We start from the raw sequence: 16866 nt of genomic DNA, 5'->3' as shown, positions 1-16866 counted from the left end.
ACGGCAAAGCATGTGAAAGAAACGAAGGACAGGTGATCGATTGCGACCATGACGACATCGAAGACAAAGCCCATCCTGCTGTGGTTTCGCAAAGACCTGCGTCTTGACGACAATCACGCCCTGCAGACCGCCGCAACATCAGGCCGTCCCGTCATTCCGATCTATATTCTCGAGCTCGAAGGAAATGGCGGCGGGCCGCTGGGCGGCGCGCAGGAATGGTGGCTGCACCATTCGCTCGCTGCCTTGCAAGTGGCGTTCGGTAGGCTCGACAGCAAGCTCATCCTTCGACAAGGCGATGCGCTGGCTGTACTCGATAACCTTATTGCGGAGACTGGCGCCGAAGCCATCGTCTGGAACCGGCGCTACGATCCGGCCGGCATAGCGGCAGACACGCAGATCAAGAAGGCACTGCGGGGCAACGGCATTGAAGCCACCAGCTTTGCCGGCCAGCTGCTGCATGAGCCGATACGCTTGCGCACCGGCACCGGCAACCACTACAAGACCTATACGCCGTTCTGGCGTGCGTTCGAGCAATCCGGCGAACCCCCGTTTCCTATCGAGCCGCCCGAAAAACTTCCAGCTCCTAGCCATTGGCCGAAATCGGATAGGCTCGATGCCTGGTCGCTGCTACCCACCAAGCCGAACTGGGCGATCGCCTTTCCGCAGATGTGGACACCGGGCGAAGCCGCGGCGCAAGAGAAGGTGAAGGACTTCATCGATGGCGCTATCGATGATTATGCGGTCGGCCGCGATTTTCCGGACAGACCGGCAACCTCCCTGCTCTCGCCGCATCTGGCGCTCGGAGAGATTTCGCCTGCCCGTATCTGGCATGCGACGCGCGGACTGCCCGACAATATCGCCAAGGATAACGTCGTCCGCTTCCGCAAGGAGCTTGTCTGGCGCGAATTCTGCTATCACCAGCTCTTTCATTTCCCGAAACTCAGGACGGAAAACTGGAACGATCGCTACGACGACTTCCCTTGGCTTACCGATGCCAAGCTGCTGAGAAGCTGGCAGCGTGGGCAAACGGGCTATCCGATCGTCGATGCCGGCATGCGGCAGCTTTGGCGCCACGGCTGGATGCATAATCGCGTCCGCATGATCGCGGCCTCCTTTCTCATCAAGGATCTACTGATCGACTGGCGTGACGGCGAAGCCTGGTTTCGCGATACGCTCGTCGATGCCGATCCGGCCGCCAATGCGGCAAACTGGCAGTGGGTTGCGGGCTCCGGCGCCGACGCCTCCCCCTTCTTCCGCATCTTCAATCCGGTGCTACAAGGCGAGAAATTCGATCCGGATGGCGGCTATGTCAGGACCTTCGTGCCGGAACTGGCAAATCTTGACCGCAAATATATCCATCGGCCGTTCGAGGCGCCTGATGATGTGCTCAAGCGTGCGGGCGTAGAACTCGGCAAACACTACCCCCGCCCCATCGTCGATCATGCCATGGCGCGGCGGCGTGCACTCGCCGCGCACGCATCGCTCAAAGATGATGGATAGGCGCTATTCGGCCGGATGCGCGGTTATATGCGGCCTGGTCGGCCGGCGTGGGTTGCCGCTCCCCAGAAAATACCTGAGCACCCTGAAATATAGGCTATAGGGCAGAAACTTCAGCAGCTTTGCCCGATAGACCATGCTCTTCGGGAAACTGATGTCGAAGGATGGAGATTTCAATCCGGCCGCGATCGCATCAGCCGCCTGTTGTGCCGACACGATATCAGGCATCTCGAACTTGTTCTGCGCCGTCAATGGCGTGTCGACATAACCGGGTGTGATGAGTCGGATGTGGATGCCCATGCGGTCGAGCTCGAAATTCAAGCTTTCGGCCATGTTGATCAGTGCAGCCTTGCTGGCCCCGTAAGCTGCACCGCCGGGCAGACCGCCATAACCGGCCACGGAGGATACGAGGGCAACCTGGCCGTATCCCCTCGCCCGCATATGCCGCACCGCCGGAACGAGACAATTGACGACACCGTGAAGATTGACGGCGAAACTGCGCTCGAACACTTCGTGATTGAGGTCTTCTCCCCGTGCCGGCAGATAAATGCCGGCGTTCAGAACCGCCAAGGCGATGGGGCCGTGCTGGTATTCGATGGCGGCAACGGTGTGCTCCATATCCTCTACATCGGTCACATCGCCATCGAGTACGACGATGCTGCCGGCAAGCGCGCTGGCCTCGGCCTGTAGCGCCAGAAGCTTGTCGTGGCTGCGCGCCGTAACGGCGACCTTGTATCCTTCTTCAGCCAGTTTCAGCGCGAGCGCGCGGCCGATACCGGAACTGGCGCCGGTGATCCAGACCACTCCATGTTCAGGACGTGCGATGAACGGGCTCATGGCTCTTCTCCTTGGCTGACGGCCGCCTACATCAAACGCTTAAACCGCGACCGTCCGTGGCATTTTAGAAATAGCGCATCATTGTGGCCGCTTTCGGCCAGACTAACGGCGTCATCGGGAAAACAATGTCACCAATTGGAGACTGCGGAGTTGGATGAAAGAGAGAGGCCAAGAGGCCTGCCAAGTCGAATTTTGCGGGGCAAACGAGTAGCAAGGAACAGAATTTCTTGCCTATGCCGCCTTGTGAAGGGAAAAGACCGTTCTTACAGTAGTTGCGAACAGAAGGCAGATTCCAATGACCGTCCATCCCTCCGTCCTCGAAGCAATTGGCAATACGCCGTTGATTAAGCTCAAGGGCGCCTCCGAGGCGACGGGCTCGACCATTCTCGGCAAGGCCGAGTTTTTGAATCCCGGCCAATCGGTGAAGGATCGCGCCGCGCTCTATATCATTCGCGATGCTGAGAAAAAAGGTCTGCTGAGACCCGGTGGGGTGATCGTCGAGGGCACGGCCGGCAATACCGGCATCGGCCTGACGCTGGTTGCCAAAGCTCTCGGCTATCGCACCGTCATCGTCATTCCGGAAACGCAGAGCCAGGAAAAGAAGGACGCGCTGAAGCTGCTCGGCGCCGAGTTGGTCGAAGTTCCGGCCGTCCCTTACAAGAACCCGAACAACTATGTGAAGGTTTCGGGCCGGCTGGCCGAACAGCTGGCAAAGACCGAGCCGAACGGCGCGATCTGGGCAAACCAGTTCGACAATGTGGCCAACCGTCAAGCACATATCGAGACGACCGCCAAGGAAATCTGGGCCGACACCAACGGCAAGATCGACGGCTTTATCTGCTCGGTCGGCTCCGGCGGCACGCTCGCCGGCGTCGCCATGGGGCTGCATGCCTTTAACAAGGACATCAAGATCGGTATTGCCGACCCCGAAGGTGCCGCCCTTTATGAATTCTACAAGAACGGCGAGCTGAAATCCTCCGGCTCTTCGATCACCGAGGGCATCGGCCAGGGCCGCATCACGGCGAACCTGGAGGGTTTCACGCCCGATTTTGCCTATCAGGTCACCGACGCCGAAGCGCTTCCCTACGTCTTCGACCTGGTCGAATACGAGGGCCTGTGCCTAGGCGGCTCGACTGCCATCAATATTGCCGGCGCGGTTCGTCTCGCCAGGGATCTCGGCCCCGGACATACGATCGTGACCATCCTGTGCGATTACGGCAATCGCTATCAGTCCAAGCTCTTCAATCCGGACTTCCTGAAGTCGAAGGGCTTGCCGCTGCCGGGCTACTTGGAAAAGCGGACTGAAATTGCCGTCCCCTACGAAACAACAGCGTGATCTTATGACCGTCAATGCCCTCTATCGTGACGATTTCTATCTATCGACGGCCGAAGCAGTCGTTACTGCGATCCACGAAGACGGGGGCATAGAGCTCGATCAGACCTGCTTCTACGCCACCTCGGGCGGTCAGCCGGGCGATACCGGTTTCCTCGAGCGCGGCGACGGCTCGAGGATCATGCTCGGTCAGACGAAGCATGGGCCGATCAAGGACATCATCATTCATGTCCCGCTCGAAAATCAGCCCTTGCCCATCGTCGGTGAGAAGCTGGTGCTGCATATCGACTGGGCGCGCCGCTACAAGCTGATGCGCATGCATACGGCCTGCCATCTCCTCTCGGTGGTCTGCCCCTATCCGATCACGGGCGCGGCAGTCGGCGAGGATGAAAGCCGGGTCGATTTCGACATGAGCGAGACGATCGACAAGGACGAGGTAACGGCCAGGATGATGGCGCTCGTCAACGAGAACCATCCGGTTTTCGTCCGCTGGATTACCGACGAGGAGCTGATCGCCAATCCCGGCATCGTCAAATCCAAGAATGTGCGCCCGCCGATAGGCCTTGGCCGCGTCAGTCTCGTCTGCATCGGCGAGGATTCGGCTATCGACAGCCAGCCTTGCGGCGGCACGCATGTGTCGGAAACGCAGGAGGTCGGCGCGATCCACATCGCCAAGATCGAGAAGAAGGGCAAGGAAAACCGCCGCTTCCGCATTCGTTTCGGCGCGCCAACCGACGAGAATTGACGGGGCAAGCACCCCTTCCATATCCTCGATATCAAACCAATAGATTATAGCAGGGAGTGATCATCATGGCAGCGGACAAGAGCCGTTTCGTCGTATCCGCCGACTGGCTGCAAAGCGAGCTGGGTGCCGAGGACCTGCGCATTTTGGACGCGTCCTTCTATCTGCCGGCACAGAAGCGCGATGCCGATGCGGAATATGCCAGCGGCCATATTCCCGGCGCGATCCGCTTCGATCAAGACAAGATTGCGGATCATTCGACCAACCTGCCGCATATGGTCCCCTCGCCCGAATTCTTCGCGGCAGAGGTCGGCAAGCTCGGCATCAGCGAGAGCGATCGCATCGTGATCTATGACGGCCCGGGCCTGTTTGCCTCGCCGCGCGTCTGGTGGCTGTTCCACATCGTCATGGGTGCGCCGAATGTTTTTGTACTGGATGGCGGCCTGGATGGCTGGAAGGCCGAGAGTCGGCCGCTGGAGACGGCGACGCCTAGCTTCGCGCCCGCGACATTCAAGCCGAAGTTCGATGCCGACCGTGTCGTTTCGCTCGACGAGATGCGAGAAATCGTCGACAGCCATTCCCTGCAGATCGCCGATGCCCGCAGTGGCGGCCGCTTCGCAGCAACGGAACCGGAGCCGCGTGAAGGCATGCGCTCGGGTCATATGCCGGGCGCGAAAAGCTTGCCGTCGGGCGTCTTCGCCACGAATGGCAAGTTCAAGTCGCTGCCGGAATTGAGGGAAACCATCGAGAAGGCCGGCATCGATCTCGACAAGCCTGTGGTGACGACCTGCGGGTCCGGCATTACCGCCGCCATCATCACGCTGGCGCTCGAATCCCTCGGCCACGGCAACAACAAGCTCTATGACGGCTCCTGGTCGGAATGGGGCAGCCGGGCGGATACGCCCATCGTCACCGGTCAAGATTGAGCATCATAGCCGTGAAGACGCCCTCCTCCATCAAGGTTCACATCACCCGCCTGGAAATGACTGCGCCGCCCAAGGCCAGCCTGCCGGTCCCGGTCAATATCCAGACCGCGATCATGCGGGCGCCTGGCATCCCGCTGCCCTTCTACCGCTACCTCTATCGCCAGGTTGGCGCCCGCTGGCACTGGGTGGAGCGTCTGCGCCTTTCTGACGAGCAATTGACTGCTGTTCTTCACGACCAGCGCAACGATATCAGCGTGCTTTACGTCAATGGCGCGCCGGGTGGATTCTTCGAATATTTCCGGCAAGACGAGGAAACGATCGAGCTCAGTCATTTTGGTCTCATCGAAAACGCACTCGGCCTCGGCATCGGCAAATGGTTCCTGCTGCAGTCGCTCTACGCCATATGGACGCTGAACCCGCAGCGGATCGTGACGACGACGAACAATCTCGATCATCCGCGGGCATTGCAGCTCTATCAGATGTTCGGCTTCTCGCCGATCTCGACCGGAGAAGGCATCGTCCGGCCGCTGAGCGACAAGGAATTGCTCGAGCTCGCCAAGAAGGGCTAGGGGCTCCCTAGCGACAGGAATCGGGTGGTTTTGGTTCTTGTTCCGGCGCATCACATGGCAAATCTCGAAAGGAGCTTTGCCATGCCTTCCATCGCCTTTGCAGCCATGCCCACCTCCGACGCCGAAGTTCTGTGGAACGGTGGCGCAGATGCCTATGGTCACCAGCCCGAGATCTTGATTTCCAATGGCCCTGGCCATCCCTGCCGCCACTGCCTGCGCAATGTCGATGCCGGCGAAGAGCTGTTCGTCTTCGCCTATCGCCCCTTCCCGGAATTGCAGCCCTATGCGGAGACGGGTCCGATCTTCCTGCATAAGACTCCGTGCCAACGCTATGAAGCGGAAGAAATCTTCCCGCCGGTACTAACGACCAGCAAGGATTTCATCGTGCGCGGCTATGGGAAGAATGACCGCATCGTCTACGGGACTGGTGCCGTGACGCCGACTGGAGACATTCCAGCTTATGCGGCTTCGCTGCTTGAGCGCCCCGACATCGCCTATGTCCATATCCGCTCGGCGCGAAACAACTGCTATCAATGCCGGATCGATAGAACAGGGGCGCCGGCATACGCGGATGCCGGCGCCTCCATCTGACGTGCGCGCGATGGGCTTTACGCAACGTTCAGAATGCTTTCGGGTGCAACGGCCTCATAACCGAGCGCCTCGGCCACCGGCCGGTTGGTGATGCGGCCCTTATGGACATTGAGGCCATTGCGGAGATGCTTGTCTTCCGCGATGGCGCGCAAGCCACGATCGGCCAAGGCGAGGCCGTGATAAATCGTGGCGTTGTTGAGCGCATGCGCAGACGTAACGGGAACAGCGCCCGGCATGTTGGCGACACAGTAATGCACGACACCTTCGACCACATAGGTCGGGTCGGAATGCGTCGTCGCATGCGAGGTCTCGAAACAGCCGCCCTGGTCGATGGCGACGTCGACGATAACGGAACCCTGCTTCATGCCCGACAGCATTTCGCGCGTGACCAGCTTCGGCGCGGCGGCGCCGGGGATCAGCACGGCACCGATGACGAGATCGGCGGAAAAGACTTCTTCCTCCAGAGCCTGGATGCTGGAATAGCGCGTATGGACGCGGCCGTTGAAGATGTCGTCGAGCTGGCGCAGGCGCGGCAGGGAGCGATCGAGGATGCTGACATCGGCGCCGAGACCGGCGGCCATCTTGGCCGCATGCAGGCCGACGACGCCGCCGCCGATGATCGTCACCTTGGCCGGCAGCACGCCGGGCACGCCGCCGAGCAGAATGCCGAGGCCGCCATTGGCTTTCTGCAGAGCCGTCGCACCGGCCTGGATCGACAGGCGGCCGGCAACCTCGGACATCGGCGCCAGCAGCGGCAGGCCGCCGCGCTCGTCGGTTACGGTCTCATAGGCCACGGCGGTGACGCCCGAGGCGAGCAGGCCCTTGGTCTGTTCCGGATCGGGCGCAAGATGCAGGTAGGTGTAGAGAAGCTGTCCCTCGCGAAGCTGCGCCCATTCCGAGGGCTGCGGCTCCTTGACCTTCACGATCATGTCGCACTTCTCGAAAATATCCTTGGCGCTTGAGGCGATCTTGGCGCCTGCGGCAATGTAGGCGTGGTCATCGGCGCCGATGCCAGCACCGGCCTTCGTCTCGACCCAGACTTCATGGCCATGGGCGACATATTCGCGGACGGACGCCGGCGTCAGACCAACGCGGTATTCATGGTTCTTGATTTCCTTGGGGCAGCCAACGCGCATTTCATTCCTCCTCGAATGCTTTTGCGTCTTTCATTTTCTCCACATGAAATCAGACCACCACCGCGCCGCAATGTCCTTGCAAAGACGATTTGCGCTACAGTCATTTTTCGTGATTTATTGCGCGAGCAAGAGTTTTTTCGAAAGTTCTTCGAATGTCCGACCTAGACGCCATAGATCATTCGATTCTGCGGATGCTGCAGCAAAATGCCCGGATCACCAATGCGGAACTGGCTGAGAAGGTCGGTCTTTCACCTTCGGCCTGTTCGCGGCGGCTCGATATTCTGGAAAAGAGCGGCGTCATCGACGGCTATCACGCGCATCTCTCGCACAAGGCGCTTGATTACAAGATGATCGCCTTCGTGCACATCTCGCTGTCGGGCCAGTTCGCCAAGACGCTTTCGGAATTCGAAACCGCGGTCAAGCGCTGTCCCAATGTGCTCTCCTGCTACCTCATGTCGGGCGAATACGACTACATATTGCGCGTCGCCGCGCGGGATCTCGAAGACTACGAACGTATCCATCGCGACTGGCTCTCGGCCCTGCCCCACGTCGTGAAGATCAATTCCAGCTTCGCACTGCGCGAGATCATCGACCGGCCGAATGTCGGCCTCTGATCTTCGTCAGCGCATATCCAGCAGCAATGCGCGGTGATCCGAGACTTCAGGCTCAGCTACAGGATCGAAATGGATGACCTCGACATTGGACGTCACGAGCATGTAGTCGGCAAAGCGCGGCTGCTTCTTGTAATGGGACGTGCGCGTATCCTCATGTCCCCTTGAAGTGACGAGATCGACAAGGCCAAGTAGACCGAGAATATCGAAGGTCTCGCTGCCGGGCAGCAGGTTGAAATCGCCGCAGACGACCAGCCTGTCACCCTCGTGCTTTACTTGCCGGATGAGATCGACCAACGCATTTGCTTGATGGCGACGGGCGGGCGTGTCACCCTTCCCTTCCAGATCCCGCAGGCCATGCATATGGGCAATTGTGATCGGATAGCCGCGCTCATAGTCGAACAGACGGATGCAATGCGCATTGCGCGAACGCGGATGAGGCCCATAGCCATCGGCCGAGAATTCGCCGTGAACGAAGCCGGCTGCCTGGCCGATGACTGGATAGGTCCGGCGCACGAAAGTTGCCAGTCCGAACTCGGAATCGAATCGCCGGTCCCCATCGAAAAGATCGCCTCGTGCCACGGGGAGGAAGAAAGCATCGTAAGCCGGCAAAGCAGCCTTCAGCTCCTCGAAGAGATTGGCGCGCTGCAGGAGCTCGACGCCGTGATCGCGATAAACCAGCCAATCGGCATCCGCTCCCTGCGTGCGAACCATTTCCTGAAGGCAGAGAATATCCGCATCGACATCCACGAGATAGGGCATCAGCGGCTCATGCAGCCGACCGCCCCATGCATTCAACGAAACGATACGCATATCCTGCACCTCTCATAGTCACATCGCCGATTGCAGCGGTCATCTCGATGCGGTACCGATTCGGGACGTCCGGCTACAATTTTAGCGATTATGCTAAACATCCCTCAAGACACATCTGATATCCAAACCTAGAAAAGATGGATGAGCCGGGATAACATCATGCAGTTCTCTTCGAAATCTCCCGTTCAGGGTAATCTGAAAATCAAGACACGCGGCTCGCCGCGCCATCATGCGCGGCTCATGGGTCAGGTTCGATATTTCACCAAGCTCGTCGCCGGCCGCGTCGTCGACATTTCCACAAGCGGCATCGCGCTCGACCTGCAGGCGCCGCTCTACGCGGCGGCGGGCAGCAAGGTTCGCGTCGAATGCGACGATATCGGCTTACTGGATGGTTTCGTGCGCTGGGCTCACAACGGCCGTATCGGCATAGAGTTTGACCGCTCGTCCAATGCCTCGGCTAAGGTCGCATCCTATTTCCGCTTTTTCCATAAGGACATGAAGCCGGTTCTCAAACGTTGACAGCATGCCGGCTTGAGCCGGCTACGATCCACAATAAGCCTGTCACATTCCTGGTGCACACCTTCAAAAATCGTCCTAATCTCCCTCGCCCGAGAGATGATCGACGGACCATAGCCCCATCGTTGAAGGAGTGTCTTATGTCTTCCATTCTGGATTTGCCCAGCATGTCGCGCCGTTCCCTGCTGCAAGGCCTCAGTGCTGCGGCGGCGCTGATCGTGCTGCATCCTTTCGCCGCCCGCGCCGCCGGCAACCAGGCGCATCTGCGCCTTATGGAAACGACCGACATTCACGTCAACGTCTTCCCCTATGACTACTATGCCGACAAGCCGAACGACACGATGGGCCTGACGCGTACGGCGACGATCATCGACAATATCCGCGCCGAAGCCACCAATTCGCTCCTCATCGACAATGGCGACGTGCTCCAAGGCAATCCGATGGGCGATTACATGGCCTATCAGCACGGCATGAAGGATGGCGACGTCCATCCGGTCATCAAGGCGATGAATACGCTCGGCTATTCCGTGGGCACGCTCGGCAACCACGAATTCAACTACGGCCTCGACTTCATGTTCAAGGTGCTGGCCGGCGCGAACTTCCCCTTCGTCTGCGCCAACCTGACCAAAGGCCAGCTTGCTTCCGATCCCACCAAGGACGACCTGTTCTTCAAGCCCTATCTGATCCTCGAAAAGAAGATCAAGGACGGTGCCGGCAATGAAAGCCCGATCAAGATCGGCTTCATCGGCTTCGTGCCGCCGCAGATCATGCTCTGGGATATCAAGAACCTCGAAGGCAAGGCGCAGACGCGCGATATTGTCGAAGCCGCCAAGGCCTGGGTGCCTGTCATGAAGGCCGAAGGCGCCGACATCATCATCGCGCTCTCGCATTCCGGCATCGACGGCAGCGGCCAGAGCGAGAAGATGGAAAACGCCTCTCTCTATGTTGCCGCGGTCGATGGCATCGATGCCGTCTTCACCGGCCACCAGCACCTCGTCTTCCCCGGCCCGAAGACCTGGGACGGCATCAAGGATGCCGATCCGGTCAAGGGAACGCTGCATGGCAAGCCCGCCGTCATGGCCGGTTTCTGGGGTTCGCATCTCGGCCTTATCGACCTGCTGCTGGAGAAGGACGGCAAGAGCTGGAAGATCGTTGACTTCACCTCCGAGGCGCGCCCGATCTATCATCGCGACGACAAGAAGAAGGTCGTTGCCGATGTCGCCGACAAGAAGGAAGTCGTGGAAGCCGCCAAGGCCGAGCATGAGGCGACACTGACCTATGTCCGCACGCCTGTCGGCAAGACGTCCGCGCCGCTCTATTCCTACTTCGCGCTGGTTGCCGATGATCCCTCCGTCCAGATCGTCAGCCAGGCGCAGATCTGGTACATCAAGAACATATTGAAGGAGACCCAGTACAAGGACCTGCCGGTTCTTTCGGCGGCTGCCCCCTTCAAATGCGGCGGCCGCAACGGCGCCGATTATTATACGGACGTTCCTGCCGGCAATATCGCCATCAAGAACGTCGCCGATCTCTACCTCTACCCGAACACGGTTCAGGCCGTTGTCATCAACGGCACGCAGGTCAAGAACTGGCTGGAAATGTCGGCCGCGATGTTCAATCAGGTGCAGCCGGGCACCAAGGATGCGGATCTCATCAACAACAGCTTCCCATCCTACAATTTCGACGTCATCGACGGCGTCACCTACCAGATCGACCTCTCGCAGCCGCGCCGCTTCGGCGATGACGGCAAGGTTCTGAATGCCGATGCAAACCGCATCCAGAGCCTTCAGTTCAACGGCAAGCCGATCGACCCGGCACAGAAATTCCTGGTCGTTACCAACAACTACCGCGCCGGCGGCGGCGGCAACTTCCCGGAAATCGCGGCGGACAAGGTGGTCTATCAGGCGCCGGACACCAACCGCGACGTTATCGTGCGCTATGTTCACGAGCAGGGCACGATCAATCCGACCGCCGACGGCAACTGGACCTTCAAGCCGCTGGCAGACACGACCGTACGGTTCCAGAGCTCGCCAAAGGCCAAGGATTTCCTCGATCAGGTCAAGAGCGTGAAGATCGAAGATGCCGGCGAAGGCGCCGACGGCTTCCGCAACTACCGGCTGGTGCTGTAATCAAGGATGCTATCGTCCTCTCCTCTCGCTGGGGGAGAGGACTTTTTCACTCCGCCGCCAGGCGCTTGTCTCCCGGATGGAACATCTCGACGGCGGACTTGAAGTCTTCCTGATTCGGGCACCGTGCCAGACGCGAGCGGAAAGCCTCGATCATCCACGCAGCCGCAGGCCCAGGGGGATTATCCACCTTGCGGATGGCATAGAGCGGATATTCGCTCTGATCGTAGGCATCGAGAGCGAGCGGCACCAGCCTGCCCTTCTGCAGATCCTCCATGATGAACGAGGCCGGCAGGCCGCCCCAGCCAAGACCACCGCGGATCAGCTGATGCTTGGTGGCGATGTCGCTGAGATGCCAGATCTTGTAGGACAGGACGTTGAAATCCTTGCCATTGGTGAGGTTTGATGCGTCGGTGACGACCAGTTGCACTTCTTCGCGCACGTCGGCAAGAGTCAGCGGTCGTCCCAGCAAAGCGAGCGGATGCGTCGGGGCTGCGACCGGCATCATGAAGGAATGTCCGATGCGCTCGATGACCAAAGCGTCATCCTGTTTGACGACAGCGCCGCCGATTCCAATGGTCGACTTGCCGCTCGTGACAAGCTCCATCATCGTGCCTAGCTCGCCCGTATCGAGCCGCAGCGACACATAGGGAAAGCGATCGCGGAATTCGCGTAACACCTCGACGGTGGCATGAACCGGCACCATGACACTGATGGCGACAGCCACCTCTGCCTCTAGCCCCGTCTTCAAACCCTTCACTCTGGCGCGCATCACCTGGAGATCGGAAAGGATACGGCGCGCATCCTCCAGCATCACCCTGCCCTCGTCCGTCAGCTTCGGCTGGCGCGAGCCCGACCGCTCGAACAACGGCATTTCGAGCTGGGCCTCCAGATTGGCAATCGTGTAACTGATGACCGATTGCGCGCGGTTGAGCATCCGTGACGCGGCCGAGAAACTGCCTGACTCGGCAACGGTCAGAAAGACCTGCAATTGGTCGAGGGTGGGATTGGGGAGCATCTGCCATCCATTCTATCGATAATTCCAATCCATATTATCACAGTTTTTCTCGATAGCACTGAAGACTTATTTATGGAGGCGAACGTGATCGGACTCTCCCAGCCGATTTAGCAACTCATTGAAAAGGAAAACGGATATGTCCTCCATTCTGCTTCTGACCTCCAGCCCGCGTCCGGACTCGCTCTCCACGAAGATCGCCACCGAACTGGCCGAGAAGATCAAGGCCAACAATCCGGGCAAGACGCTCGTCAAGCGCGATCTCGCTGCCGACAACCTGCCGCACATCGATGGCCCCTTCACGGTCGCCATCCGCACGCCGGCTGACGCCCGCACGCCCGAACAGCAGGAACTGGTCAAGGTTTCCGACGCGCTGATCGACGAGCTGCTGGCAGCCGACACCCTGGTCATCGGCACCGGCCTCATCAACTTCAACATCTATTCCTCGCTGAAGACCTGGATCGACAACGTTGCCCGCGCCGGCCGCACCTTCACCTACACGGAAACCGGCCCGAAGGGTCTGGCGACCGGCAAGAAGGCCTATATCGTGCTTGCCTCCGGCGGCGTCTACTCGGAAGGCCCGGCTGCCCCGCTGAACCATGCCGTTCCCTACCTGAAGTCGGTTCTCGGCTTCATCGGCATCACCGATGTCGAGACCGTTTACATCGAAGGCGTTGCTTTTGGTCCGGAAGCTGCCGAAAAGGCCGTCGGTGCCGCCCAGGCCCGCGCCTCGGAGCTGGCTCTCGCCGCTTAATCGACTGCAGCCTTCAGACATTGACAGGCGGCCGGCATCAGCCGGCCGCTTTGCTATTCCGCCTGTGGCAACTCCTTCACGAACGACCTCACGGTTTCCAGAATTTCATCGGAAAGAGCCTCGTCATTTGACACGCGCGCAAGGCCGAGCGCACCGGTCATCAGGCAGGAGGCGATGATCGCCTTGCGTCTGGCTTCGGCTGTCTCCGGTTTCGGCATGCGCGCCGTCATCGCATCGAAATTCCTCCGCAAGCCTTCCGTCGCAACAGCGCGGACCGTATCGCTGCTGCGCGCCATATCTGCCGTCAGCGCCGCATAGGCACAGCCCTCACCGCAATGATCGCGGTGACGTCCGCTGAGATAGGTATCGACATACTCGTCGAGCGAGATACTTGCGGGATCGATCCCCTTGTCCTCCTGCTGTCGCCCCCACGACCCGATCGCTGACTCCACGGCTTCCGCCACCAGTTCGTCGCGAGAGGCGAAGTGCTTGTAGAAGCCGCCGACTGTAAGCCCCGCTTCTTTCATCAGATCGGCGACGCCGATCCCTTCCAATCCCTCCTCACGCAAACGCTTGGCGGCGAGCATCACGATGCGTTCGTGCGTCTTCTGCTTCTCCAATTGTGAGCGGCCCATCGAAAATCCTTTCATGTCCGGCTTGACAAAATGGATTACGAACATAATCCTTATAGATAACGATCATAATCCAGATCGTGACAAAAGCCAACTGGAGCTACGAACATGCGTCTCAAGAACAAGGTTGCCGTCATCACCGGTGGGAACAGCGGTATTGGCCTTGCCACCGCCCGCCTCTTTCTCGCCGAAGGCGCCAAGGTCGCCATAACAGGCCGCAACGCCAAGACACTGGCTGCGGCGGCCGAGCAACTCGGCGGCGACGTGCTGGCATTGCAGGCCGACACCACCGATATCCCGGCCATGGAAAAAGCCTTTGTCGAGGCTGCGGAGAAGCTTGGAAAATTCGATGTGGTCTTTGCCAATGCCGGCATTGCCGGGGATACGCCGCTCGGCAAAACGACGCTTGAGCAGTTCGAAACCATCGTCCGCATCAATTTCACCGGCGTGTTCTTTACCGTACAGGCTGCCTTGCCATATCTGAACGATGGCGGCTCTGTGATCCTGAACGGCTCCGTGCATGCCGTTCTCGGCATTCCCGGCGCGTCGGCCTATGCCGGCACGAAGGGCGCCGTTCGCGCCATGACCCGCAATCTTGCTTCCGAACTTGCGCCACGCGGCATCCGCGTCAACCAGGTCACGCCAGGCGCCACCAAGACGCCGATCTGGGACCCACGTGCTGCCACGCCGGAGGCCCTCGATGCTCTACAGGCCCGCTTCGGCAGCCTCAGCCCGCTCGGCCGCATGAGCGAAGCCGACGAAATCGCCAAGGCCGCGCTCTATTTCGCCTCCGACGATTCCGCCAACGTCACAGCCATCGAGATCACCGTCGACGGCGGCGCGATCAACGCTCCGTCCGGCGCCAAGCTCTTCCGCACGGCTTGAACCCTGCGAACTATCAGTCATCAATTGTCAGTGATTGTTATGGGCCGCCAAAGCAGACGCTGGAGGCGGCCCTTGCATCAGGTGCCTATTAAGGAAATGCGCCCGATATCAGACCTGGCGAACCTTTTCGCCATCGCCGAAGAGGCCGGCACCGTTTTGATCGATGATCTGCTGGCCCTTGCGGAAGGTCGATTCCACCGCGTCATCCGATGAGGTGAAGACATCGGCGCGGATGAAATTGCGCACCAGGATCTCGCCGTTCACATCCTTCTCGATCCGGCCCATGAGCCGGAACTGATTGCCCTCGCGCTGCGGCGTCGCATAGATCGTGCAGCCGGCATGCACCTGGGGTTCGACGCTGACCGTCGAGCCGCCGGACTTTGCAGTGCCCGCCTGCGATGCGCCACCAGTGAAAATCGAAAGGATATTTGAAAAGAACGAAGCCATGGATCGCCTTTAGCATGAAGGTTGCGGGGTCGCAAAGTCAAATGATCAGGTTTGCCAGGATCTCGTTTTCGGTGATGTCCTCATAGCCCATGCCGGAACTTTCAAAGTTCGCGATAAGCTGCTTGAAATTATCCGGATTCTTCGTCTCAATGCCGATCAGGATGGAGCCGAAATTGCGAGCGCTCTTCTTCAGATATTCGAAGCGGGCAATATCATCCTCCGGTCCGAGCATGTTGAGGAAATCACGAAGCGCGCCAGGGCGCTGCGCGAGGCGCAGGATGAAGTATTTCTTCAAACCCGCATAGCGCATGGCACGCTCCTTGACGTCGGGCAGGCGCTCGAAATCGAAATTGCCGCCGGAGACGACGGCGACGATCGTCTTGCCGCGGACGGCATCGCGATCGAGCTTTTCCAGCGCCGTGATCGCCAGAGCGCCGGCTGGCTCCAGCACAACGCCTTCCACATTCAGCATATCGGTGATGGTGACGCAGATGGCGTTTTCCTCGATGAGTTCGACCTGCTCGGCCGCAAAACCCTTAAGCGCGGCGAAGTTCAACTCGCCGATACGGCCGACAGCAGCGCCATCGACGAAATTGTCGACCTTGACGAGCGTGATCACCCTCCCCGCCTCGATGCTGCGGCGCAGGCTCGGCGCGCCGGCAGGCTCGGCAAAGGTGAAGGCATCACGCGGAAGCGTATCGGCAAAATAGCCGGTGATGCCCGCGGCAAGACCGCCGCCGCCTACGGGAAGCAAAACGTGGTCGGGAATAACGCCATCAGGCAGCTGCTCGGCGATCTCGGCTGCGACCGTCGCCTGCCCTTCGATGATATCGGCATGATCGAAAGGCGGCACCATGACGCCGTCGATCTTTTCGACATGCTCGCGTGCCGCCTGATAGCACTGATCGAAGAAATCGCCGAAGAGCTTGATGGTGATGAACTCGCCGCCGAAGATGCGGGTCTTATCGATCTTCTGCTGCGGCGTCGTGACAGGCATATAGACCACGCCCGGCACGCCGAAATGCCGGCAGACGAAGGCGAAGCCCTGGGCATGATTGCCGGCGGATGCGCAAACGAAGGTCTTTCCCGTACCTCCCTCGGCAATCACCTTGCGAAAGAAATTGAAGGCACCGCGGATCTTGTAGGAGCGAACCGGCGTCAGATCTTCACGCTTCAGCCAGATATCGGCGCCATAGCGGGCGGAAAGATGCTCGTTTAGCTGCAGCGGCGTTGCGGGGAAGAGGCCACGCATGGCCTCTGTGGCTTCGAGAACACTGTGTTTGTCCACGGTCTATCCGTCCTTCTTCAATCGCCCTCGCTATGACACAGGAAAGATGAGCAAAGAAAGCCTCTTTATCGCGCTTTCGGTCCTGCAATGGCGAGATTGGCCGCACCGAACAAGTCATTAACCATTTATGCCCCTGACTGTCGAAACC

The 16866-nt window shown here is 59.5% G+C and carries 18 protein-coding genes; 11 read left to right on the top strand and 7 right to left on the bottom strand.

Going from position 1 to position 16866, the window contains the following annotated elements:
• The first annotated feature begins 48 nt into the window (after positions 1-48).
• Positions 49-1500: a cryptochrome/photolyase family protein gene (locus tag AC13RM_RS08025; protein WP_440479939.1), complete on the top strand. Its 1452-nt coding sequence runs from the start codon at positions 49-51 to the stop codon at positions 1498-1500.
• A 3-nt stretch (positions 1501-1503) separates the two neighbouring features.
• On the opposite strand, the gene AC13RM_RS08020 is transcribed toward AC13RM_RS08025, so the two are convergent.
• On the bottom strand, positions 1504-2334 hold the full coding sequence (locus tag AC13RM_RS08020; RefSeq protein WP_440479938.1) for an SDR family NAD(P)-dependent oxidoreductase: 831 nt from the start codon (positions 2332-2334) through the stop codon (positions 1504-1506).
• Positions 2335-2629: 295 nt separating this feature from the next.
• Here AC13RM_RS08020 and AC13RM_RS08015 point away from each other — a divergent pair, with 295 nt between their 5' ends.
• The 5 genes from AC13RM_RS08015 (at position 2630) to AC13RM_RS07995 (ending at position 6495) form a co-directional block, all read left to right on the top strand.
• Entirely contained in the window at positions 2630-3670 is a 1041-nt protein-coding gene (locus AC13RM_RS08015) for a cysteine synthase A (RefSeq protein WP_440479937.1), read from the top strand.
• A gap of 4 nt (positions 3671-3674) precedes the next feature.
• On the top strand, positions 3675-4412 hold the full coding sequence (locus tag AC13RM_RS08010; protein ID WP_488554764.1) for an alanyl-tRNA editing protein: 738 nt from the start codon (positions 3675-3677) through the stop codon (positions 4410-4412).
• Positions 4413-4477: 65 nt separating this feature from the next.
• Entirely contained in the window at positions 4478-5335 is an 858-nt protein-coding gene (sseA, locus tag AC13RM_RS08005) for a 3-mercaptopyruvate sulfurtransferase (RefSeq protein ID WP_488554763.1), read from the top strand.
• Entirely contained in the window at positions 5290-5904 is a 615-nt protein-coding gene (locus AC13RM_RS08000) for a GNAT family N-acetyltransferase (RefSeq protein ID WP_374816984.1), read from the top strand. The genes sseA and AC13RM_RS08000 overlap by 46 nt, the downstream gene beginning before the upstream one ends.
• 81 nt (positions 5905-5985) lie before the next feature.
• Complete coding sequence (locus AC13RM_RS07995; RefSeq protein ID WP_488554762.1) at positions 5986-6495, top strand: DUF1203 domain-containing protein; 510 nt, start codon at positions 5986-5988, stop codon at positions 6493-6495.
• A 17-nt stretch (positions 6496-6512) separates the two neighbouring features.
• On the opposite strand, the gene ald is transcribed toward AC13RM_RS07995, so the two are convergent.
• Positions 6513-7631: an alanine dehydrogenase gene (gene ald / locus AC13RM_RS07990; protein ID WP_285172790.1), complete on the bottom strand. Its 1119-nt coding sequence runs from the start codon at positions 7629-7631 to the stop codon at positions 6513-6515.
• Between the two features lie 152 nt (positions 7632-7783).
• Between ald and AC13RM_RS07985 the strand changes: the two genes are divergently transcribed.
• The gene (locus AC13RM_RS07985) at positions 7784-8245 is read left to right on the top strand and encodes an Lrp/AsnC family transcriptional regulator (RefSeq protein WP_075852386.1); all 462 of its coding nucleotides are present in this window, start codon (positions 7784-7786) and stop codon (positions 8243-8245) included.
• Positions 8246-8251: 6 nt separating this feature from the next.
• Here AC13RM_RS07985 and AC13RM_RS07980 read toward each other — a convergent pair whose 3' ends face one another.
• Complete coding sequence (locus AC13RM_RS07980; RefSeq protein ID WP_374816980.1) at positions 8252-9055, bottom strand: endonuclease/exonuclease/phosphatase family protein; 804 nt, start codon at positions 9053-9055, stop codon at positions 8252-8254.
• Between the two features lie 159 nt (positions 9056-9214).
• On the opposite strand from AC13RM_RS07980, the gene AC13RM_RS07975 reads away from it, so the two are divergent.
• Together AC13RM_RS07975 and AC13RM_RS07970 are read left to right on the top strand one after the other, a co-directional pair.
• Complete coding sequence (locus tag AC13RM_RS07975) at positions 9215-9574, top strand: PilZ domain-containing protein (RefSeq protein WP_374816979.1); 360 nt, start codon at positions 9215-9217, stop codon at positions 9572-9574.
• 137 nt (positions 9575-9711) lie between these two features.
• Positions 9712-11700 carry a bifunctional 2',3'-cyclic-nucleotide 2'-phosphodiesterase/3'-nucleotidase gene (locus AC13RM_RS07970; protein ID WP_488554761.1) on the top strand — a complete coding sequence of 663 codons (1989 nt, stop codon included), beginning with the start codon at positions 9712-9714 and terminating at the stop codon, positions 11698-11700.
• 46 nt (positions 11701-11746) lie between these two features.
• Here the strand turns inward: AC13RM_RS07970 and AC13RM_RS07965 are convergent, their stop codons facing one another.
• A complete protein-coding gene (locus AC13RM_RS07965) occupies positions 11747-12715 on the bottom strand; it encodes a LysR family transcriptional regulator (RefSeq protein ID WP_113233335.1) in 969 nt (322 codons plus the stop codon).
• 136 nt (positions 12716-12851) lie between these two features.
• Between AC13RM_RS07965 and AC13RM_RS07960 the strand changes: the two genes are divergently transcribed.
• Positions 12852-13466, top strand: coding sequence for an FMN-dependent NADH-azoreductase (locus AC13RM_RS07960; RefSeq protein WP_112340986.1), 615 nt, complete (start codon positions 12852-12854; stop codon positions 13464-13466).
• A 53-nt stretch (positions 13467-13519) separates the two neighbouring features.
• Here the strand turns inward: AC13RM_RS07960 and AC13RM_RS07955 are convergent, their stop codons facing one another.
• Complete coding sequence (locus AC13RM_RS07955) at positions 13520-14101, bottom strand: TetR/AcrR family transcriptional regulator (protein WP_285172795.1); 582 nt, start codon at positions 14099-14101, stop codon at positions 13520-13522.
• A gap of 105 nt (positions 14102-14206) precedes the next feature.
• On the opposite strand from AC13RM_RS07955, the gene AC13RM_RS07950 reads away from it, so the two are divergent.
• The gene (locus tag AC13RM_RS07950; RefSeq protein ID WP_285172796.1) at positions 14207-14983 is read left to right on the top strand and encodes an SDR family oxidoreductase; all 777 of its coding nucleotides are present in this window, start codon (positions 14207-14209) and stop codon (positions 14981-14983) included.
• Between the two features lie 108 nt (positions 14984-15091).
• Here AC13RM_RS07950 and AC13RM_RS07945 read toward each other — a convergent pair whose 3' ends face one another.
• Together AC13RM_RS07945 and ilvA are read right to left on the bottom strand one after the other, a co-directional pair.
• Positions 15092-15430 (bottom strand): HlyU family transcriptional regulator, encoded by a 339-nt coding sequence (locus AC13RM_RS07945; RefSeq protein ID WP_113233332.1) that lies wholly within the window; start codon positions 15428-15430, stop codon positions 15092-15094.
• Between the two features lie 37 nt (positions 15431-15467).
• Positions 15468-16718 carry a threonine ammonia-lyase gene (gene ilvA, locus AC13RM_RS07940; protein WP_488554760.1) on the bottom strand — a complete coding sequence of 417 codons (1251 nt, stop codon included), beginning with the start codon at positions 16716-16718 and terminating at the stop codon, positions 15468-15470.
• Positions 16719-16866 lie beyond the last annotated feature (148 nt).

The sequence above is a fragment of the Martinezella sp. CNPSo 3732 genome, assembly GCF_057784515.1.
The sequence above is the reverse complement of the archived record's forward strand: the minus strand, read 5'-3'. Positions and strand labels throughout refer to the sequence as shown.

What these genes read in the sequence shown, in the direction of transcription:
- ald (WP_285172790.1), bottom strand. Translation starts at nt 7,631, where the DNA reads ATGCGCGTTGGCTGCCCCAAGGAAATCAAGAACCATGAATACCGCGTT.
- AC13RM_RS08020 (WP_440479938.1), bottom strand. Translation starts at nt 2,334, where the DNA reads ATGAGCCCGTTCATCGCACGTCCTGAACATGGAGTGGTCTGGATCACC.
- AC13RM_RS07945 (WP_113233332.1), bottom strand. Translation starts at nt 15,430, where the DNA reads ATGGCTTCGTTCTTTTCAAATATCCTTTCGATTTTCACTGGTGGCGCA.
- AC13RM_RS07960 (WP_112340986.1), top strand. Translation starts at nt 12,852, where the DNA reads ATGTCCTCCATTCTGCTTCTGACCTCCAGCCCGCGTCCGGACTCGCTC.
- AC13RM_RS07985 (WP_075852386.1), top strand. Translation starts at nt 7,784, where the DNA reads ATGTCCGACCTAGACGCCATAGATCATTCGATTCTGCGGATGCTGCAG.
- AC13RM_RS07980 (WP_374816980.1), bottom strand. Translation starts at nt 9,055, where the DNA reads ATGCGTATCGTTTCGTTGAATGCATGGGGCGGTCGGCTGCATGAGCCG.
- AC13RM_RS07975 (WP_374816979.1), top strand. Translation starts at nt 9,215, where the DNA reads ATGCAGTTCTCTTCGAAATCTCCCGTTCAGGGTAATCTGAAAATCAAG.
- AC13RM_RS07955 (WP_285172795.1), bottom strand. Translation starts at nt 14,101, where the DNA reads ATGGGCCGCTCACAATTGGAGAAGCAGAAGACGCACGAACGCATCGTG.
- AC13RM_RS07995 (WP_488554762.1), top strand. Translation starts at nt 5,986, where the DNA reads ATGCCTTCCATCGCCTTTGCAGCCATGCCCACCTCCGACGCCGAAGTT.
- AC13RM_RS08015 (WP_440479937.1), top strand. Translation starts at nt 2,630, where the DNA reads ATGACCGTCCATCCCTCCGTCCTCGAAGCAATTGGCAATACGCCGTTG.
- sseA (WP_488554763.1), top strand. Translation starts at nt 4,478, where the DNA reads ATGGCAGCGGACAAGAGCCGTTTCGTCGTATCCGCCGACTGGCTGCAA.
- AC13RM_RS08010 (WP_488554764.1), top strand. Translation starts at nt 3,675, where the DNA reads ATGACCGTCAATGCCCTCTATCGTGACGATTTCTATCTATCGACGGCC.
- AC13RM_RS08000 (WP_374816984.1), top strand. Translation starts at nt 5,290, where the DNA reads ATGGGGCAGCCGGGCGGATACGCCCATCGTCACCGGTCAAGATTGAGC.
- AC13RM_RS07950 (WP_285172796.1), top strand. Translation starts at nt 14,207, where the DNA reads ATGCGTCTCAAGAACAAGGTTGCCGTCATCACCGGTGGGAACAGCGGT.
- AC13RM_RS08025 (WP_440479939.1), top strand. Translation starts at nt 49, where the DNA reads ATGACGACATCGAAGACAAAGCCCATCCTGCTGTGGTTTCGCAAAGAC.
- AC13RM_RS07970 (WP_488554761.1), top strand. Translation starts at nt 9,712, where the DNA reads ATGTCTTCCATTCTGGATTTGCCCAGCATGTCGCGCCGTTCCCTGCTG.
- AC13RM_RS07965 (WP_113233335.1), bottom strand. Translation starts at nt 12,715, where the DNA reads ATGCTCCCCAATCCCACCCTCGACCAATTGCAGGTCTTTCTGACCGTT.